Source organism: Pseudomonas sp. RC4D1, assembly GCF_018390395.1.
GTDB classification, from domain to species: domain Bacteria; phylum Pseudomonadota; class Gammaproteobacteria; order Pseudomonadales; family Pseudomonadaceae; genus Aquipseudomonas; species Aquipseudomonas danubii.
Genome location: NZ_JAHBAW010000003.1, coordinates 41,949 through 59,974, shown reverse-complemented (window position 1 = coordinate 59,974; position 18,026 = coordinate 41,949). Strand labels below are relative to the sequence as shown.

The window sequence follows — 18,026 nt, the reverse complement described above, 5'->3', positions numbered from 1 at the left end:
TGCTCAAGGTGCACCCGGGTGGTTCGTGGCAGCCGCCCGGGGTAAGGCCTTGAATCACCCCGCGCCGTGATTGTCCTCATCATTCGACAGCAAGCCAATGGCCTGGCGCGCCAGCAACACAAAGGCGCTCCGGTTTGATAACGGCAGCGGCGCCGACCGAGCGACCACTTGACCTCACTGGCCACTACCCCACACCAGGCCGCTCGCATGATGGTTTATGGCGTCGCCGCCAAAGAACGGATATTTTGCAGCCCCCCGTTCAGCGGGAGCATTACTCACACCTCAACACAAGGAGTTGCAATGGGCGTCTCGCTCCCCGTCTGGCTCATTCTCACGGCAATAACCGCTTACGCTGCCAGTACACGTGGGCGCTCGGGGCCAAGATGGTTTGCAATCGGGCTGTTCTTTCCGGGTGTCGCCCTGCTTGCCCTGTGGTTGATGCCCCGGCTGGCAAAGACCGGCGTTGACGCGCTGGTGCATGAAGATCTGCGCCCTTGTCCTGCCTGCGGCCAGGACATCAAGGCCAACACCTCACGATGCAAGCGCTGCGGCGCCGAAGTGGAGCCTATCGCCTTGAGGGATCGCAGCGGTTGGGTAGCGCGCATCAGCGCTCAAACCGATGAAGAGTTTGAACGCCTGGCTGCACAGATGGGGCTCATCGACATCCCCACCATTCTCGATGAACCACCGCACCTTTTTGTCGGCCCGTTCGAAGAAAAGGCCGAGGCACAGAACACACTCAACTACCAGAAGTCCGAGCATGGCCTGGATGGAATGGTGACCTGGCGCTCAGTGACCCGGTAAATCAAATGCTTGCAAGCCGACCTCGTTAAGGATCAGACGTGTCCATCACCAATCCCAAAGTCATCGATTTCTGGGCAATTCCCAAAGACCCGCCCGACAGCCTGTTGCTGGTGATGACCGACCACCTCGAATGGGGCAGCAAGGCGGAACAAGGCGAACACCTGCTCTTGCTGCAAGAGAAAATCAACAGCTACATCGCCTTCATCGAAGGTGGCCAGATCTACACCGAGATCCCCGGCGCCTATGGCAAGTACCCGATCATCCAGGTCGTAGGCTTGTATGAACTGCCCGAGCAGGCCGAGTACTTCATGGCCCGCGTGACCGAAACCCTGAATGACGTGGGCATTGGCTTTAAGTTCGAACTCAGGGTCAACGAGAGGATTCGCAACATGTAGCCGGGCCGCGCACGGCGGTGCCTCAGGCAGGCTTGATCAGCGCCCGGTTGAGGGCAATCACATCCACATCATCCTGGTGCGAGAAGTGCTCGATCACATCTTGCAGGTGCACATGCTCCAGGCCATTGGCCGCCATGTCAGCTGAAGCCTTGATCAGGAACTCACCCAGCGCCCTGAGCGTGTCCGGCTCGGCGAGAACGGTCAGCAGCCTCCCTCAGCCCTCTTTCTGCAACCGCGCAATCAAGGTGTCGATAAAGAACGCCAGGCTTTCCGGCAACACCCGCTTGGGCATGGTCAGCACCTGAATGTCCCGATCGCCCAAGCGCGGGTTGGACAGCGGCACCGACACCAGCCCATCCATCCCCCGCCCCTCACCACTGATGGCGCTGGCAAAGGCCACCGTATCGGACTGGCGCACAAACTCATGCAGCGCCTGGACTGACGCCTTCGCTGGCAAGCCAGCTCCTACACAAACGCACCCCACCCTTAGCTTCAGGCCGGCCGGCAGGCCGCCGTCGCGCTCTTGATCTTGATCTTGATCTGAACGCCCCGTTAACCACGATGGCCGAACGCAGGCATTGATCCGTGGGTAACCCGGCAGGGATGCCGGGTTAGCCGCCCCAGGCCATGGATGGCCTGTGGCGGCGGCCCACGGATCAATGCCTTCGTTCGGGCATGCCGAGCCTAAGCGAGGCACCGAGTGGAGGGGCAAGAGCCTTTGGTTACTTTGGGCTCTTTCCAAAGTGACTCGCCGTAAGGGCGAAACCATAAGCGGCCACACCCGCAGCAACGGATATGTACACACAAACCACAAACTCAGGCTCCACAACCGCCAAACTCCCTCGCCACAAGACGAGTGCTCTGCCCCCAACTACTGCACCGGCAAAAAATTCATCAACAACAGACTCTGCGCATAATTGAACCCCACCCGCCGATAGCGCTCATCCAGAATCTGCGTCAGCAAATCCAACCGCGCCACAATCTTCCCAAACTCCACAGCAAAACTCAGATTGCTGCCCTCCTCGGAAATTTCATTGGAGAACAGCAACAACACCCCATTGGCATCCTGACGCTGGCTCAACAGCCAAGTGGCTTTCTCGATGTTGCGCGCCGCATTGCTGATGAACTGCGGGTCGATGGTATCGGTCATGTAGAACTCGGTCCGCCCGCCATGGGCCGTCACCAACATGCTGCCAATGGCATAGATAAAGGCCCCGACCCGATCCCCCTGAAACTCCGGGCTCAAGGAATAACTCAAGGCCGCCAGATCACGACGATCCCCCAGGGCCGGCAATGGCTGGCGCTTTTCGATGGCATTGCGAATCTCGCGCTGGGCCGTGGTGCCATCGGGGAACCCCGACTTGCGCCACTGGCTGGGATTACGCAGATAGAGCTTGCCCATCAGCAGGTACAGGCTCTGCAGGTTGTCGCGCATGCCGATGGTGGCCATGCGATCGACGCTGGTCTGGAAGAATTCGTCAGGCTTGCCTTCACGAAACTGTTTGGCGATATCGCGCCCTTGCTGCTGGGTGCAGGCCGTGGCGCCAAGCATCAGCAGCACCACCAGGAACAGGCGCTGAAAGCGGGTTTGCATCATGCAAGAAGAGGGAGCGTAGGCCATCGGCACCGGGTCGAAATTCACGGGCTGCGGCGGGGATCGGCGCGGCCAGGCCTGGTGATAGAACGCAAAACTGTAAAAAAGTGCGATGGCCGCTGCCGACCATCGCCAAATCGCTCGCTTACGAGCGTCGCAACTGACCGGGGGAAACGATGATCTTGACGTTGTGTTCCTTGTTGTTGACCAGTTCCTCAAAGCCCCGGCCAACGATCTCTTCCAGCTGGATGCGCCCGGTCACCAGCGGCGCGATGTCCAGCCGGCCATCAGCGATAAAGGCGATCACATCGGCGAATTCACCGTTGTAGGCCAGGGCCCCCAGCACCGTTTTCTCGGTGGCCACCAGTTCGAAGAAGTTGAACTCGCTGGGCTCTTCGAAGATCCCCACCAGCACGCATTTGCCGGCTTTGCGGATCAGGTCGATGGCCAGCTTGGCGGTGTGCTTGTTGCCGATGCACTCAAAGCTGACATCGGCGCCCAATCCGCCGGTCAGGCGCTTGACCTCGGCCAGGGCGTCGCATTCCTTGGGATCGAGCACGTGGGTGGCGCCCACTTCCCGAGCCTTGGCCTTGCGCGCGCCGGACATTTCCAGGGCAATCACCTGGGCCGCACCTGCGGCCTTGGCGCACATGATGGTGCACAGGCCGATGGTGCCAGCGCCGACCACCACCACGTTCTGCCCCAGCAGGCTGTCGGCTTTTTTCACCGCGTGCATGCCCACCGCCAGCGGCTCGATCAGCGCTCCGGCCTCGGCGGGAAAGTTGGCCGGCAAGGCGTACAGCAGGTTGGCCGGCACGTTGACCAATTCAGCGAAGGCACCGTTGTTCATCAGCCCGGTAAAGGCCAGGTTTTCGCAGATGTTGTACAGGCCGTGGGTGCAGTAGTAGCAGGTGCCACAGTGCTGGCAGGCGTCGGCGGCCACCGGCTGACCGAGGCTGAAACCCTGGACCCCTTCGCCCAGGGCAACGATCTCGCCGCAGAACTCGTGGCCGAGGATGCACTGGCCTTTGATCCCGGTCAGCGGATGCGGCGCGTCCACCGGAATGAACACCGGCCCGGCCACGTATTCGTGCAGGTCGGAACCGCAGATGCCGCACCAGTCGACGCGAATCTGCACCCAGCCGGCGGGCGGCGCGTCGGGCAGCGGTACATCTTCGACGCGGATATCGTGGCGGCCGTGCCAGACCGCGGCGCGCATGCTCGGAACGGATTTGAGGGAAACACTCATCTTGGCTTCTCCATATTCTTGTAGAGCTGCGACGGCCCCCTGGCCGCCGCAGCACACCTCAGTGCTGGCGGATAAAGTCGAGGATCAGGCGGTTGACCTGCTCCGCCGCTTCCATCTGCAACATGTGCCCCTGCCCCGGCAGCACCTCGATCTGCGCCTTGAGATCGGCGCTGTGGCTCGCCGGAATGATCCGGTCGTCACTGCCCCAGATCACCAGCACCGGCTGTGCGCCGTCCTGCACCACCGGGCGCAGGTCGGCCTGCTGGCGGCCATCGGCGAACAGCTTGCCGGCCAGTTGCCCGAGGGCCGCTTGCACCCCTTCCAGGCGCTTGTACTTGAGCATGTCGTCGAGCATCTGCCGGTTCACCAGCTCGGCATTGGAGAACAGCTGCACCAGCTGCGGCTTCAGCGCATTGCGGTTGCTGGCCTCGACGAAGCCTTGCAGGTAGTCGCCGTTGATCTCAGCGCCCAGCCCGGCGCTGCCGATCAGGGTCAGGGTGCGCACGCGGTCCGGCGCCAGCCGCGCGGTGTTGAGGGACACCGCGCCGCCCATGGAATGGCCGACCAGATGGGCCACGGGAATCTCCAGGTGATCCAGTAATGCCAGCAGCACTTCGCTCAATTCGTCGAGGTCGCCGCGTTGCAGGGCTTTGGTCGATTCGCCGTGGCCCGGCAGGTCGAGGGCAATCACCCGGCGCCCGGCAGCCAGGGCTTCGTGGTTGAACAGCCAGTTGTTGAGGTCGCCGCCAAAGCCGTGCACCAGCACCAGCGGCGTACCACCTTCACCGCGCTCGAAATAGCGGATCAGCCGGCCGCCCAGTTCGACCTTCTGCGGCGCCGGGCCGCTGTCTTCGTCGGCGCTGTCGCCGGGCACGAAGCTGGCCTGGAACTGCTCGATCACCGCGTCGATCTCGGCGTCGCTGGCTTCGCCTTCGACCACGATGCCCAGCAGCGCGCCCACCGCCAGGGTCTCGTCCTGGCGGGCGATCTGCCGACGCAGGATGCCGGAGAACGGCGCCTCGACGCTGCTGGAGATCTTGTCGGTCTCCACGTCCAGCACTTCATCGCCCTTGCTGATGCTCTGGCCTTCTTCCTTGAGCCAGGCATCGACCCGGCCCTCGGTCATCGACAGGCCCCACTTGGGCATGGTCAGGGTATGGATCTGGCTCATCAGCGGCTCCACTCGATCACAGTGAGCACGGCTTTTTCGATCTTCGCCGCGTCGGGGATGTACAGGTCTTCCAGGGCGTCGGAGAACGGCACGGGCGTATGGGGCGCGGTGACCATTTCGATCGGCGCCTTGAGGGAGGCGAAGGCTTTTTGCGCCACCAGGGCCGAGATGTCGGTGGCCATGGAGCAGCGCGGGTTGGCTTCGTCGATCACCACAAGGCGCCCGGTCTTCTCCACGCTTTCCAGGATGCTGTCTTCATCCAGCGGGCTGGTGGTGCGCAGGTCGATCACCTCGCAATCGATGCCGCGCCCGGCCAGGCTGCGCGCCGCGTCCAGGGCGGTGTTCACCGTGCGCCCGTAGGACACCAGGGTCACGTCCTTGCCGTCGCGCAGGAAGTTGGCCTCGCCGAAGGGAATCGCGTAGGACTCTTCCGGCACTTCGCCCTGCAGGCTGTAGAGCATTTTGTGCTCGCAGAAGATCACCGGGTCGTTGTCGCGGATGGCCTGGATCAGCAGACCCTTGGCGTCGTAGGGCGACGAGGGGCAGACCACTTTCAGCCCGGGGATGTGGGTCCACAGCGAGGTCAGCATCTGCGAGTGCTGGGCCGCAGCGCGCAGGCCGGCGCCGACCATGGTGCGGATCACCAGCGGAGTCTGGGCCTTGCCGCCGAACATGTAGCGAAACTTCGCCGCCTGATTGAGGATCTGGTCCAGGCAGCAGCCGGCGAAGTCGACGAACATCAGCTCGCACACCGGGCGCACGCCACGGGTGGCGGCGCCGACCGCGGCACCGACGTAGCCGATTTCCGACAGCGGTGTGTCCAGCACCCGTCCGGGGAATTGATGGTAGAGGCCCTTGGTCACCCCGAGCACACCGCCCCAGGCGTCGTTGTCGCCGGGGGCGCCGGCACCGCCCGCCACGTCTTCACCCATGATGAACACGCTGGGGTCGCGCCGCATTTCCTGGGCCAGGGCTTCGTTGATGGCCTGCTGGTAACTGATTTTTCTCGCCATGATGGTGGTCTCTTGTTGTTCTTGGAGGAGGCTGTAGAACCTGTTCACGATCTAGCGAGCGACGCTCAGGCAAGGCAAAAATGGCTGAGAAAGCGGAATTTAGGGCCCTAAATGAGCATTTCGAAGCCATTTTTAACGCCGCATGAGCTAAGCGCAGCAGATCGTGAGCAGGTTCTTATGGGTAAGCGACGTACACGTCGCTGAGCAGGTCGGCGGGGCTCGGTTTGGGGTCGGACTTGGCCTTGCGCACCGCGTCTTCGATCAGCGCTTCCACGTCGGCATCGATCTGCTCCAGCTGGCTGGCCTGCACCAGGCCCGAACGGGTGGTGCGTTCGCGGAACTGCATCAGGCAGTCGTTGTGCTCGCGGTAATGCTTGACCTCATCCGGGGCGCGGTAGGTCTGGGCGTCGCCCTCGAAGTGGCCGTAGTAGCGGGTCAGCTTGACCTCGATCAGCGACGGCCCCTCCCCGGCCCGGGCGCGCTCTACGGCGGCGCCGGCAGCTTCGTGCACGGCGAAGAAATCAAAGCCGTCCACCGTCACCCCGGGCATGCCGAAACCGGCGGCGCGGTCGGCGATGTGATCGCAAGCCACCGACCAGTTGGACGCAGTGGCCTCGGCGTAGCCGTTGTTCTCGGCAATGAACAGGCACGGCAGGTTCCACACCGAGGCCATGTTCATGGCCTCGAACACCGCGCCTTCGTTGGAACCGCCGTCGCCGAAGAACACCACCGACACGCCGTCGGTGCCTTGCAGCCTGGCGGCCAGGGCCGCGCCCACCACCAGCGGCGCCCCGGCACCGACGATGCCGTTGGCGCCGAGCATGCCCTTCTCGAAATCGGCGATGTGCATGGAGCCGCCCTTGCCCTGGCAGACCCCGGTCTTCTTGCCGTAGATCTCCGCCATCATCCCAAAGACGTCCACGCCCTTGGCGATGCAATGGCCGTGGCCGCGGTGGTTGGAGGCGATGCAGTCATCGTCCCGCAGGTGGGCCATGACCCCGGCGGCGGAGGCTTCTTCCCCGGCGTAGAGGTGGACGAAACCGGGGATCTCGCCGGTGGCGAATTCCACGTGCAGGCGTTCTTCGAATGCGCGGATGGTGCGCATTACCCGGTAGGCGTGGAGCAACTGGTCAGTGGTCAGGGGTGTCGACATTTTTATTCTCCAGGGTGTCTTCGGACTGAAGGTTCACGGGGTGTTGCCGGTGATCGCGGTCGATGGCCAGCAGGCGCTGGCGCGCCGCGTGTGCCAGGACCGCGTTGACGTCGATGCTCAGCGGGCCGCCGGCATCCAGGGTGACCGTGGGCCGGTCGTGGGGGTTGAATTCGATCTCGCGCTCGCCATCCAGGGCCAGGGTGCCGGCGCTCAGGCACAGCGGCTGGGGCTCGTTGGGTTGCAGGTAACCGGACTCCAGCACGCCGCAGCCCTGCAGCAGGCCGGGGGCCAGGGGCACCAGCAGCGCTTCGGGGGATTGCGGGTCCAGGCGCATCCAGGCGCCGTGGGGTTCCTGGCGAGTCACCGGCAGCCACAGCCCGCAAAGGGCGGAAATGCCGATGGACTGGGGCTCGGCGAAGGTCACGAAGACCTCGGCCAGATCGCTGGCGCGGCTGATGGCCCGGGCGCCGACAAAGGCCAGGGGCGACACCGCCACGTCCACCAGGGCCACTTCGCACAGGCCACGGGACGGCTCGCGCACCAGCAGCCGCTTGTTGCGCCGCAGGGCGATCTCGGCGGGCACCCGGCCGCTGGCGTAGAGCCCGCCGGCAAGCCCGGCGCTGGTGGCTTCGCGCAGTTCCGGAAAGGCGTTGTTGGTGCCGGTGGACAGGGTCAGCAGCGGAATGTCACCGACCTCGGCGGCCACCGCCTTGTGGGTGCCGTCGCCACCGAGCACGGCGATCAGCGACACCTCGCGCTCGGCCATCCAGCGCGCGGCCTGACGGGTGTCCTCGACGCTCTGGCGCAGGGTCAGGTCGAGGAACTCCAAGGCCGGCCAGTGCTGCTCCCGGGCCTGGCGGCTGCGGCTGTTTTTCTGCACCGCGGCGGCGATTCCGGTCATGTCGGTGGGCATCAGCACCTGGGTGATGCCAGTGGCGCCAAAGGCCGCCAGCAGACGCTGGATCACCGAGACCTTGTCGGTGCTGGAGAACAGCCCGGCGTTGGCGGTGAGGCGGCGCACATCACGGCCCGAGGCCGGGTTGGCGATAATGCCAACGGTCAGGGGGCGGCGGTTCATGGGCTCACCGCGGGCGGAGCACAGGCAGGAGAAAACATCGGGCACCTCGTTCTTATTCTTCGATGGGCCAGTCGACGCGGGTTGCCGGAGACTGGTTGCCAAGGGCCAGAGCAAGGCCGGTGCCAGGTGTCGGAAAACCTCTGCAAAAGGCTGTTCCAGAGCGGCTGACGTGCTTGCTGCGGCGCGTTGAAGCCAGCCGCCCGTGAGACGTTGCATGTCAGGCTGCACGGGGCCTGGGCGAGACCTTGAGACGTTGCGTCTCACTGCCGTCCCGGCGGCGTTCGGTGCTTGTCGAGGGCGGCGGATCGGCGCTTAATGCGCCGACAACGATAAGAAGCTGCAACCGGAGGCCTTCATGCTTTCCGCACATTCCAAAGCCCATGTGGACTGCGTCAGCCGGGTCCTGAAAAACGCCGCGCACCTGCCCCAGGCGCCGGTGCCGAGCCTGATCCTCGATTCCTGGCGGCGCTCCATGGAGCAGCACCAGCTGGACCCCGGCTCGCTGCAGGGGCCGCGCATCCTGTCCGAGAACGTGCTCAAGGAATGCCGTGAGCGCTCCGAGCTGTTCCTGCGCATTGCCAGCGAAGAAGTGGCGCGCCTGCATGGCCGGGTGCGCGACGCCGACTACTGCGTGCTGCTCACCGACGCCCAGGGCCAGACCATCGACTACCGGGTGGAATCCACCTTGCGCAACGACTGCCGCAAGGCCGGGCTGTACCTGGGCACCTGCTGGTCGGAGGGTGAAGAAGGCACCTGCGGCGTGGCGGCGGTGCTCACCGCGCGCACGCCGATCACCGTGCACAAGCGCGACCATTTCCGCGCCGCCTTCATCGGCCTGACCTGCTCCGCCGCGCCGGTGTTCGACCCCCAGGGCGAGCTGCTGGGGGTGCTGGACGTGTCGGCGGTGCGCTCCCCGGATGACCGCCGTTCCCAGCACCTGATCCGGCAGATGGTGGTGCAGAGCGCGCGGGAGATCGAACAGGCGTTCTTCATGAACAGCGCCCAGGGCTACTGGGTGCTGCGGGTCCATGCCAGCCCGGGCTATGTCGACAGCCAGCCCGATTACCTGCTGGCCTGGGACGACGAGGGTTGCCTGCGGGCCCTGAACCCGGCGGCGCGCCATTACCTGCTGCGCCGCTATGGCCGCTTGCCGCAGCACATCACCCAGGTGTTCGACCCGCAGCTGTTGCAGCGCGCCCGGGACGAAGCCCTGTGCCCGCTGTCCGCCGAGCTGCACGGCCGCTTGCAGGCGCCGCGCCGGCCCCAGAGTCGCCCGCGCCTGAGCCTGGCCGGCGAACCGCTGGACCCGCGAGTGGAACAGAGCCTGCGCCTGGCGGTGCGGGTCAAGGACCGGCATTTACCGGTGCTGATCCAGGGCGAGACCGGCTCCGGCAAGGAAGTCTTCGCCCGCCAGCTGCACCAGGCCAGCCAACGTCGGGACCGGCCCTTTGTCGCGGTGAACTGCGCGGCGATTCCCGAGAACCTGATCGAGAGCGAGCTGTTCGGCTATGTCGCCGGAGCCTTTACCGGTGCCTCGAGCAAGGGCATGCAGGGGCTACTGCAACAGGCCGATGGCGGCACCCTGTTCCTCGATGAAATCGGCGACATGCCCCTGGCCTTGCAGACCCGCCTGCTGCGGGTGCTGGCCGAGGGTGAAGTGGCGCCGCTGGGGGCCGCGCAGCGCAAGGCGGTGGATATCCAGGTGATCTGCGCCACCCACCGCGACCTGGAAGCGCTGGTGGCCGAGGGCAGCTTTCGCGAAGACCTGTATTTCCGCCTCGGTGGCGCGCGCTTTCAGCTGCCGCCGCTGCGCGAACGCAGCGACCGGCTGGCACTGATCACACAGATTGTCGAAGAAGAATCCAAGCGCTGCGGCGCGCCGGTGCAACTGGGCAATGCGGCGTTGGAATGCCTGCTGGGCTACCGCTGGCCGGGCAACGTGCGGCAATTGCGCCACGTGCTGCGCTACGCCTGCGCCGTATGCGAAGGGCCGCTGATCCAACTGCATGACTTGCCAGAACAACTGCGCGGCACAGCCGCCGAAGGCGCCCTGCCCGCCCTGGAAACCGCCACCAGCCCCGAGCGCCAGGCCCTGCTGGATGCCCTGGTGCGCCACCGCTGGAAACCCGTCGCGGCGGCCAAGGCCCTGGGCATCTCCCGCGCCACCCTGTACCGCCGCGTGCAGCAGCACGGCATCCAGATGCCCGGCCGCAGCCCGGTCTAACCCCAATGAAAACCTGTAGCCGCTGCTGAGCCCGCGAAGCTGCGCAAAGGCCCGCAGGGCCTTGCTTGGCGATCTCCCGCCGAATCTTCAGCGCCTTCAAAATCCCCGCGTCTCCTGCGGAGCCGTGCGCAGCCTGCGGCAGCGGCTACAGGGTGGGGTTGAGGCGGGCGCGGTAGCGCCCGGGGCTTTCGCCGGTCCATTTCTTGAACGCGCGGTGGAAGGCGCTGGGCTCCTGGAAGCCGGTGAGTTCGGCAATCTCGCTGATGCTGACGCTGGTGCGGCGTAGCAGTTCGACGGCCACGCCGCGGCGTACTTCGTCCTTGATCTCTTGATAGGAGCCGCCCTCGCGCTCCAGGCGCCGGCGCAGGGTGCTGGCGCTCATCTGCACTTCGCGGGCGAAGGCTTCCAGGGTCGGCCACTGGCTGTAGTGGCAGCTGCGCAGGCGTTGGTGCACCTGGCGGGTCAGGCCGTGCTGGTTGCGAAAGCGGATCACCAGCCACTGCGGGGCGCTGCGCAGGAACACCTTGAGCGAGGCCAAATCCTGGACCACCGGCAGGCGCAAAAAGCGGCTGGCAAATTCGATCTCGGTGCGCCCGGCGTTCCAGGTCAGGTTGCTGCCCCACAGCAGCGGGTCGTCGCTGAGGCTCAGGCGTGAATGACGAAAATCAGCGCGGTCGATGGGTATCCGCCGCCCGCCGAGCCAGCACAACAGGCTGATGATCAGCACCAGCAGGGTTTCCTCGGCGTAATGGCTGCGCAGCGGATCGTCGCAGCGGCTGTCCAGGCTGATCACCGCGCGCTTGCCCCGCAGGCTGAGGCTGGCGCCGACGTCCCGTAAAAACAGGCCAAAGTTGTTCAGGCACTGGCGCAGGGCCTTTTCCAGGTTGGGCTCCTGGATCAGCCCGCGGCAGATCAGGGCGAAAGCCCCCGGCGGCATGCCCCGGGAGTCGAGCTGGAAGAATTCGTCCTGCAACTCGCGGATCTGGATCAGCCACAGCGCGGCAAAGGCGCTGCCGGGCACCCGCGCCCGGGGCTGGTCGAGCAGCGCCGGGTCGATGCCGGCCTCCCTCAGTACCGCCGCCAGCCGCTGCGGCTGCTGGCGCAGGGCGTGGGTCATCACCCGGACAAAATAGACCGCGACCGAATCCGTTTCACGCATGTAGAGGCTGTGCTCCCGTAGCTGGACCTATGGCAAAAAACGCCAGCACCCTTGACCGCTTTCGGCATAGGCCGGCCACCGTGTGCGGCTCTAGACTCGCGCTGGATAACCCGCAGGGCAAGGCAACCGCGCCATGCTCCGCGAAGGCCATGAACAAAGGAAGAGCTGAAGATGAATCTTGCAAATATCGGGGTGATCGGCGCCGGCACCATGGGCAACGGCATCGCCCAGGTCTGCGCCCAGGCGGGCTTCGACGTGACCCTGCTGGACATCGCCCAGGGCGCCCTGGAAAAAGCCCTGGCCACCATCGGCAAGAACCTCGACCGTCAGGTGAGCAAAGGCACCTTGAGCGAAGACGACAAGCGCGCCGCCCTGGACAAGATCCGCATCAGCACCGACTACAGCGTGCTCAAGGACGCGCAACTGGTGATCGAAGCCGCCACCGAGAACCTCGGCCTCAAGCTCAAGGTGCTGCAGCAGATCGCCGCCCAGGTCAGCGCCGAGTGCGTGATTGCCTCCAACACCTCGTCGCTGTCGATCACCCAGCTGGCGGCCAGCGTCAGCGCGCCGGAGCGCTTTATCGGCCTGCATTTTTTCAACCCGGTGCCGGTGATGGGCCTGATCGAGGTGATCCGCGGCCTGCAGACCAGCGACGCGACCCACGCCCTGGCCATGAACATGGCCGAGCGCCTGGGCAAGACCGCGATCACCGCCGGCAACCGCCCGGGGTTTGTGGTCAACCGCATCCTGGTGCCGATGATCAACGAGGCGATCCTGGTGTTCCAGGAAGGCCTGGCCAGCGCCGAGGACATCGACGCCGGCATGCGCCTGGGCTGCAACCAGCCCATCGGCCCGCTGGCCCTGGCCGACCTGATCGGCCTGGACACCCTGCTGGCGATCCTTGCAGCCTTCTACGACGGCTTCAACGACAGCAAGTACCGCCCCGCGCCGCTGCTCAAGGAAATGGTTGCCGCCGGCTACCTGGGGCGCAAGACCGGTCGGGGTTTCCATACCTATGGCTGAGCGCTGCTCACGCTTTGCCGACAGCCGCGACAAGGCCCTGGAGCTGTTCGCCAGCAAGGGCTTCGGCCAGGTCGGCATGCGTGAGCTGGCGAGCCATCTGGGGCTGACCCCGGGCTCGCTGTACCACCATTACCCGAGCAAGCAGCACCTGCTGCTGGACCTGATCGAAGAGTTCTTCGATGAGCTGCACAGCACCCTCAAGCGCCTGCAACGGCGCAAGATGCAGGGTGACTGCCTGCCGGCGCTGATCCGCGCCCACTTGAAGCTGCACCGGGAATTGCCGCGGCATTTTCGTCTGGTGGAGCGCGACAGCGGCTGCCTCAATCCCGACCAGCAGTTGCGGGTCGGGCAATTGCGCGAGCGTTACGAGCAACAGCTGCTGCAACTGCTGGGCACCCCGCCCGGTCTAGGTCCGCAAGCCCAGCGCGCCGCCGCCCATGCCCTGGCCAACCTGCTCAACAGCGCCCCCAGCTGGTTCAGCGAGCAACCGCTGGCCGAGCGTGAACGCGAAGCGCTGCTGGAAAACCTGCTCAGCGGCGCCATCGAGCGCCTGCTGGGTGGCGCGCCGCTGCACAGCGCGGTGGCCTGAGCCTCAGCGCAGTTGTAGCGGGTCCACCAGCCCGGCGGCAATCGCCATGCCCACCAGCTGCGGCAGGTGCTCGGCCTGCATGCGCTTCATCACCCGTGAGCGGTACAGATCGATGGTCTTGATGCTGACCCCCAGTTGCTCGGCGATCTCGCGGTTGCTATAGCCCTGCACCAGCGGCAGCAACACGTCCTTCTCCCGTGGCGTCAGGCTCTCCAGCAAACCTTGCACCCGGGCCTGCCCGGCGCTCTGGTGCTGATGGCGGTCGGCGCGGCTCAGGGCCTGCTGCACGCTGTCCAGCAGCAGCTGTTCGTTGTAGGGCTTCTCGATGAAATCCACCGCCCCGGCCTTGAAGGCGCGGACCACGATGGGCACGTCGGCGTGGCCGCTGACAAAGATCAGCGGCAGGTGGATATCGCGCTGGCGCAACTCTTCCTGAACATTCAGCCCGCCCATGCCGGGCATGCGCACATCCAGCAGCACGCAGGCATTGAGGCTGGGGTCGCAGTGTTCGAGAAACTCGCGGCCGCTGGTGAACGGCAGCGCCTTGAGGCCCACCGACTCCAGGAGCCAGACGGTGGAGTCGAGCATGCCCGGGTCGTCGTCGACCACGTACACCAGCTGCTGCGCCTCACTTGTCATTGCCTTGCTCCTGTTGTCGGGTGGGAAGCTGAATCGGGATCGGCCGGGGCCGTGGCCGGCAGGTGGCAGCACATCGTCAAGCCACGCTCCTGGAGCTGAGCCTGCAAGTCGCCACCAAAGCCTTCGACGATGCTGCGGCTCATGGACAGTCCGAGCCCCAGGCCGTTGGCCTTGCTGGTGTAGAACGGGGTGAACAGCTGGGGCAACTGCTCGGCAGACACCCCGGGGCCCTGGTCGCTGACGCTGATCCGCACCCCGCCCTCGGCCGCCGCTTCGGCACCCAGCACAATGTGCGAGCCTTGCTGTGGATGCACTTCGCGATTGGCTTCGATGGCGTTGCGCAGCAGGTTCAGCAGCACCTGTTCCAGCAGCACCCGGTCGGCGTACACCGGCGGCAGATTATCCGCCAGCTGCAAGTCGATCGTCACCTGGCTGGCCTGGGCTTCCCAGGCGCACAGGCGCACGGTTTCCCGGGCCACTTCGGCGAGGTCCAGGGCCTGCACCCGGCGCCCGCCCTTGCGCAGAAAGGCCCGCAGGCGCTTGATCACTTCGGCGGCGTGGGTCGCCTGTTCGGCGATCCGCTCCAGGCCCTGGGCGACCTTGCGGGCGGCGTCGGGCTGAGTGTCCAGGGCCTGCAAGTAGCGCTGGCTGGCATTGGCGTAATTGACCACCGCCGCCAGGGGCTGGTTGATCTCGTGGGCGATGCCCGAGGCCAGTTCGCCCAGGGTCACCAGACGCGCCGTGTGGGCCAGTTCGTCCTGGTGATGGCGCTGCTGGGCCTCGCGCAGTTCGCGCTCGCTCTGGTCGTGGGCCACCAGGGAATAGAAACGCTCGCCGCTGGCGGCGCGATGGGCCAGGAGCATCAGCGATACCGGCACCGAACCGCCGCCGGCCGGGGGTTGCAGGCGCGTCTCGACGCTCCAGCGGCCGCTGCGCTCGGCGCGCTCCCAGCCCTCACGTTGCAGGCTGTCCAGCACTTCGGTGCTGAGTATCGAGGCCAGGCTGGGCATCGCCTGATCGGCCCCGAGCCCCAGGGTGCGCCGCGCGGCCGGGTTGAGGTAGGTCACCGCGCCGCCGGGCTGGATGAACAGCACCGGGTCGGGGTTGGCTTCCACCACTTCGGCCAGGCGCCGCTTGTTCTCCTCGGCCTGGACCCGGGCGGTGATGTCCCGGGACACCGCCACCACTTCCACCACGGTCCCGGTGTAGGTGTCGCGGATGCCGCGGCAGGCGGTTTCGAACCACAGGTAATGACCGTCGCGATGGCGGATGCGGTAGGTCATGGTGTGGTAGCCGTCCTGCTCCAGGGCGTCCTGAGTGCGCTGCATCAGCCCGGCCAGATCCTGACTGTGGAACAGGCTGCGGGCCAGCAGGCCGCGCAGTTGTTCCGGCCAGTAGCCCAACAGGGTCCAGGACGCCGGCGAGGCGTCGAGGAAGGTGCCGTCCGGGGTGTGCCGGGAAATCAGGTCGGTGGTGTTTTCGGTGATCAGCCGATACAGGCGCCGGGCCCTGGCCGACTCGCGCTCGGCCTGGACCTGGGTCGTGGCCTCTTGGCAGCGGGCCAATACCCGCTGCCGGTGCGGGTCAGGGATAAAGCTCCAGAGCAGGATGCGTTCGCCCCACTGGGCCTCCACCTGTTCGATGGCGCGCTGCTGCTCCAGGCAGGCCCGTACCAGGGCCGGGTGGTTGATCGGCAGCAGGGCCGCGAGATCGCCAGTGGCCGCATCGTCCAGCCACTGGCGCAGCGCCGGGTTGAGGTCCAGCGGCTGCGCCCGGGCGTCCAGCAGCAGGCTCGGTTGCGGGTCGTGGCCGAGCCAGGGCGAGTCCGGCAAGCGGCCTTCACGCTGGAGCTGCAGCCAGCGGCTCAGGTGGGTGGAGGTGGGCATGGTCGATCAACCTGTGGGTGGCAACAGCAAAGATTCAATATAGTACAACTACTATACAACTCAGGTAGTACTTCCATATCAATCGACAAACAGTATATAAAAGACCCCGGATAAGTCACCGAGCGCCTGTAAAAAGCCTCGGCCAATAGAGCTAATAATCAGCCACCGGGTACCCGAACCATGTCCATCTACGAGCAAGGCCTGGCGCCGTCTGCCGTCAACCATATCGCCCTCTCCCCCTTGAGCTTCATCGAACGCACCGCTGCGGTTTACCCCGATTATCCGGCGGTGATCCACGGTTCGATCCGCCGCACCTGGGCCCAGACCTACAGCCGCTGCCGGCGTCTGGCCTCGGCCCTGGCCGGGCGTGGTATCGGCAAGAACGACACGGTGGCGGTGATGCTGCCGAACATCCCGGCGATGCTTGAAGCGCATTTTGGCGTGCCGATGATCGGCGCCGTGCTCAATGCCCTCAACGTGCGCCTGGACGCCGAGGCCATCGCCTTCATGCTGGCCCACGGCGAAGCCAAGGTGCTGATCGCCGACCGCGAGTTCCATGAGGTGATCCACGCCGCCGTGGCCATGCTCGACCACCCGCCCCTGGTGATCGACCTTGACGACCCGGAATACGGCGAAGGCCAGCCGGTCAGCGATCTGGACTACGAGGCCTTTCTCGCCGAGGGCGATCCGGAGTTTGCCTGGCAGTGGCCGGACGACGAGTGGCAGGCCATCGCCCTGAACTACACCTCAGGCACCACCGGCAACCCCAAGGGCGTGGTCTATCACCACCGCGGCGCCTACCTCAATGCCCTGGGCAACCAGATGACCTGGGCCATGGGCAACCACCCGGTGTACCTGTGGACCCTGCCGATGTTCCACTGCAATGGCTGGTGCTACCCCTGGACCGTCACCGCCCTGGCCGGGGTGCATGTGTTTTTGCGCCGGGTCGACCCGCAGAAGATCCTCAACCTGATCCGCGAGCATCAGGTCACCCACCTGTGCGGCGCGCCCATCGTGCTCAATGCCCTGGTGAACATGCCGGACTCGGCCAAGGCGGCCATCGACCACCCGGTCAACGCCATGGTGGCCGGGGCCGCGCCACCGGCCAAGGTGATCGGCGCCGTGGAGGAAATGGGCATCAAGGTGACCCACGTCTACGGCCTGACCGAGGTCTATGGTCCGGTGACCCTGTGTGCCTGGCACGCGGCCTGGGACGAGCTGCCGCTGGAGCAGCGGGCGCAGATCAAGTCGCGCCAGGGCGTGCGCTACCCGACCCTGGAAGGGGTGATGGTGGCCGATCCGAAAACCCTCGAACCCATGCCCCGGGACGGCCAGACCATCGGCGAGATCTTCATGCGCGGCAACACCGTGATGAAGGGCTACCTGAAGAACCCCACGGCCACCGCCGAAGCCTTCGAGGGCGGCTGGTTCCATACCGGCGACCTGGGGGTGACCCACCCCGACGGCTACATCGAAATCCGCGACCGACTCAAGGACATCATCATTTCCGGCGGCGAGAACATCTCCACCATCGAGCTGGAAGGCGTGCTCTATCGCCACCCGGCGGTGCTGGAAGCAGCGGTGGTGGCCCGGCCCGACGAAAAATGGGGCGAAACCCCCTGCGCCTTCATCACCCTCAAGGCCGATCACCAGGACGTGAGCGAAGCCGAGATCATCGCCTTCTGCCGCGAACACCTGGCGGGCTTCAAGGTGCCGCGCACCGTGGTCTTCAGCACATTGCCCAAGACCTCCACCGGCAAGATCCAGAAGTTCGTCCTGCGCGACATGGCGAAAAACCTCTAGCCTGAATACACCGACCCAGCCCCTGTAGGAGCTGGCCGGGCGGCGCTCCGCTTGCCAGCGAAGGCGCTCTCACCGGCCCATCCCTCGTAGGAGCTGGCCGGGCGGCGCTCCGCGTGCCGGCGAAGGCGTCGGCCAGGTCGATACATGGCTCGCGGGCCTCTTCGCCGGCAAGCCGGCTCCTACAAGGGGGCGGGCTTGGCGTTTTCGATTCATGCGGCTACGGCCGTTCAACCTCCCCTTTTGCCC

At 65.6% G+C, this 18,026-nt stretch carries 16 protein-coding genes and 1 pseudogene; 6 read left to right on the top strand and 11 right to left on the bottom strand.

The features are described from left to right. Nucleotides 1-300: 300 nt before the first annotated feature. Both KHO49_RS25220 and KHO49_RS25215 read left to right on the top strand, forming a co-directional pair. Nucleotides 301-804, top strand: a complete 504-nt coding sequence (locus KHO49_RS25220; protein WP_213666011.1) for an SPOR domain-containing protein — start codon at nt 301-303, stop codon at nt 802-804. A 38-nt stretch (nt 805-842) separates the two neighbouring features. Next, on the top strand, nt 843-1,199 hold the full coding sequence (locus KHO49_RS25215) for a DUF6572 domain-containing protein (RefSeq protein WP_170004156.1): 357 nt from the start codon (nt 843-845) through the stop codon (nt 1,197-1,199). A gap of 22 nt (nt 1,200-1,221) precedes the next feature. On the opposite strand, the gene KHO49_RS31635 is transcribed toward KHO49_RS25215, so the two are convergent. The 8 genes and pseudogenes from KHO49_RS31635 to KHO49_RS25180 all read right to left on the bottom strand — a co-directional run bounded on the left by KHO49_RS31635 (nt 1,222) and on the right by KHO49_RS25180 (nt 8,457). Then, nucleotides 1,222-1,404: an Imm32 family immunity protein gene (locus tag KHO49_RS31635; protein ID WP_502938143.1), complete on the bottom strand. Its 183-nt coding sequence runs from the start codon at nt 1,402-1,404 to the stop codon at nt 1,222-1,224. Between the two features lie 9 nt (nt 1,405-1,413). Next, nucleotides 1,414-1,656, bottom strand: coding sequence for a type 2 periplasmic-binding domain-containing protein (locus tag KHO49_RS25210; protein ID WP_249735836.1), 243 nt, complete (start codon nt 1,654-1,656; stop codon nt 1,414-1,416). Between the two features lie 414 nt (nt 1,657-2,070). Then, on the bottom strand, nt 2,071-2,796 hold the full coding sequence (locus KHO49_RS25205) for a hypothetical protein (protein WP_170004158.1): 726 nt from the start codon (nt 2,794-2,796) through the stop codon (nt 2,071-2,073). 142 nt (nt 2,797-2,938) lie between these two features. After that, nucleotides 2,939-4,012, bottom strand: a complete 1,074-nt coding sequence (locus KHO49_RS25200; RefSeq protein WP_249735900.1) for a 2,3-butanediol dehydrogenase — start codon at nt 4,010-4,012, stop codon at nt 2,939-2,941. Nucleotides 4,013-4,100: 88 nt separating this feature from the next. Then, nucleotides 4,101-5,213 (bottom strand): acetoin dehydrogenase dihydrolipoyllysine-residue acetyltransferase subunit, encoded by a 1,113-nt coding sequence (locus KHO49_RS25195; RefSeq protein WP_213666009.1) that lies wholly within the window; start codon nt 5,211-5,213, stop codon nt 4,101-4,103. Next, entirely contained in the window at nt 5,213-6,226 is a 1,014-nt protein-coding gene (locus KHO49_RS25190; protein WP_041117135.1) for an alpha-ketoacid dehydrogenase subunit beta, read from the bottom strand. The genes KHO49_RS25195 and KHO49_RS25190 overlap by 1 nt, the downstream gene beginning before the upstream one ends. A 175-nt stretch (nt 6,227-6,401) precedes the next feature. Next, nucleotides 6,402-7,379, bottom strand: a complete 978-nt coding sequence (locus KHO49_RS25185; protein ID WP_110597089.1) for a thiamine pyrophosphate-dependent dehydrogenase E1 component subunit alpha — start codon at nt 7,377-7,379, stop codon at nt 6,402-6,404. Nucleotides 7,380-7,381: 2 nt separating this feature from the next. Further along, a pseudogene (locus tag KHO49_RS25180) lies at nt 7,382-8,457 on the bottom strand (ATP-NAD kinase family protein). Between the two features lie 355 nt (nt 8,458-8,812). Here KHO49_RS25180 and KHO49_RS25175 point away from each other — a divergent pair. Next, a complete protein-coding gene (locus KHO49_RS25175; RefSeq protein WP_213666008.1) occupies nt 8,813-10,681 on the top strand; it encodes a sigma-54-dependent Fis family transcriptional regulator in 1,869 nt (622 codons plus the stop codon). 145 nt (nt 10,682-10,826) lie between these two features. Here KHO49_RS25175 and KHO49_RS25170 read toward each other — a convergent pair whose 3' ends face one another. Then, nucleotides 10,827-11,840, bottom strand: a complete 1,014-nt coding sequence (locus tag KHO49_RS25170; RefSeq protein WP_123392688.1) for an AraC family transcriptional regulator — start codon at nt 11,838-11,840, stop codon at nt 10,827-10,829. Nucleotides 11,841-12,011: 171 nt separating this feature from the next. Between KHO49_RS25170 and KHO49_RS25165 the strand changes: the two genes are divergently transcribed. Together KHO49_RS25165 and KHO49_RS25160 are read left to right on the top strand one after the other, a co-directional pair. Then, complete coding sequence (locus tag KHO49_RS25165) at nt 12,012-12,863, top strand: 3-hydroxybutyryl-CoA dehydrogenase (RefSeq protein WP_213666007.1); 852 nt, start codon at nt 12,012-12,014, stop codon at nt 12,861-12,863. Further along, the gene (locus KHO49_RS25160; protein WP_213666006.1) at nt 12,856-13,452 is read left to right on the top strand and encodes a TetR/AcrR family transcriptional regulator; all 597 of its coding nucleotides are present in this window, start codon (nt 12,856-12,858) and stop codon (nt 13,450-13,452) included. The genes KHO49_RS25165 and KHO49_RS25160 overlap by 8 nt, the downstream gene beginning before the upstream one ends. A 3-nt stretch (nt 13,453-13,455) precedes the next feature. On the opposite strand, the gene KHO49_RS25155 is transcribed toward KHO49_RS25160, so the two are convergent. Next, complete coding sequence (locus KHO49_RS25155; RefSeq protein WP_102880268.1) at nt 13,456-14,091, bottom strand: response regulator transcription factor; 636 nt, start codon at nt 14,089-14,091, stop codon at nt 13,456-13,458. Then, the gene (locus KHO49_RS25150; RefSeq protein ID WP_213666005.1) at nt 14,088-15,977 is read right to left on the bottom strand and encodes a PAS domain-containing sensor histidine kinase; all 1,890 of its coding nucleotides are present in this window, start codon (nt 15,975-15,977) and stop codon (nt 14,088-14,090) included. The genes KHO49_RS25155 and KHO49_RS25150 overlap by 4 nt, the downstream gene beginning before the upstream one ends. A 180-nt stretch (nt 15,978-16,157) precedes the next feature. Between KHO49_RS25150 and KHO49_RS25145 the strand changes: the two genes are divergently transcribed. Further along, nucleotides 16,158-17,780 carry an acyl-CoA synthetase gene (locus tag KHO49_RS25145; protein ID WP_110597082.1) on the top strand — a complete coding sequence of 541 codons (1,623 nt, stop codon included), beginning with the start codon at nt 16,158-16,160 and terminating at the stop codon, nt 17,778-17,780. The last annotated feature ends 246 nt before the right edge of the window (nt 17,781-18,026 follow it).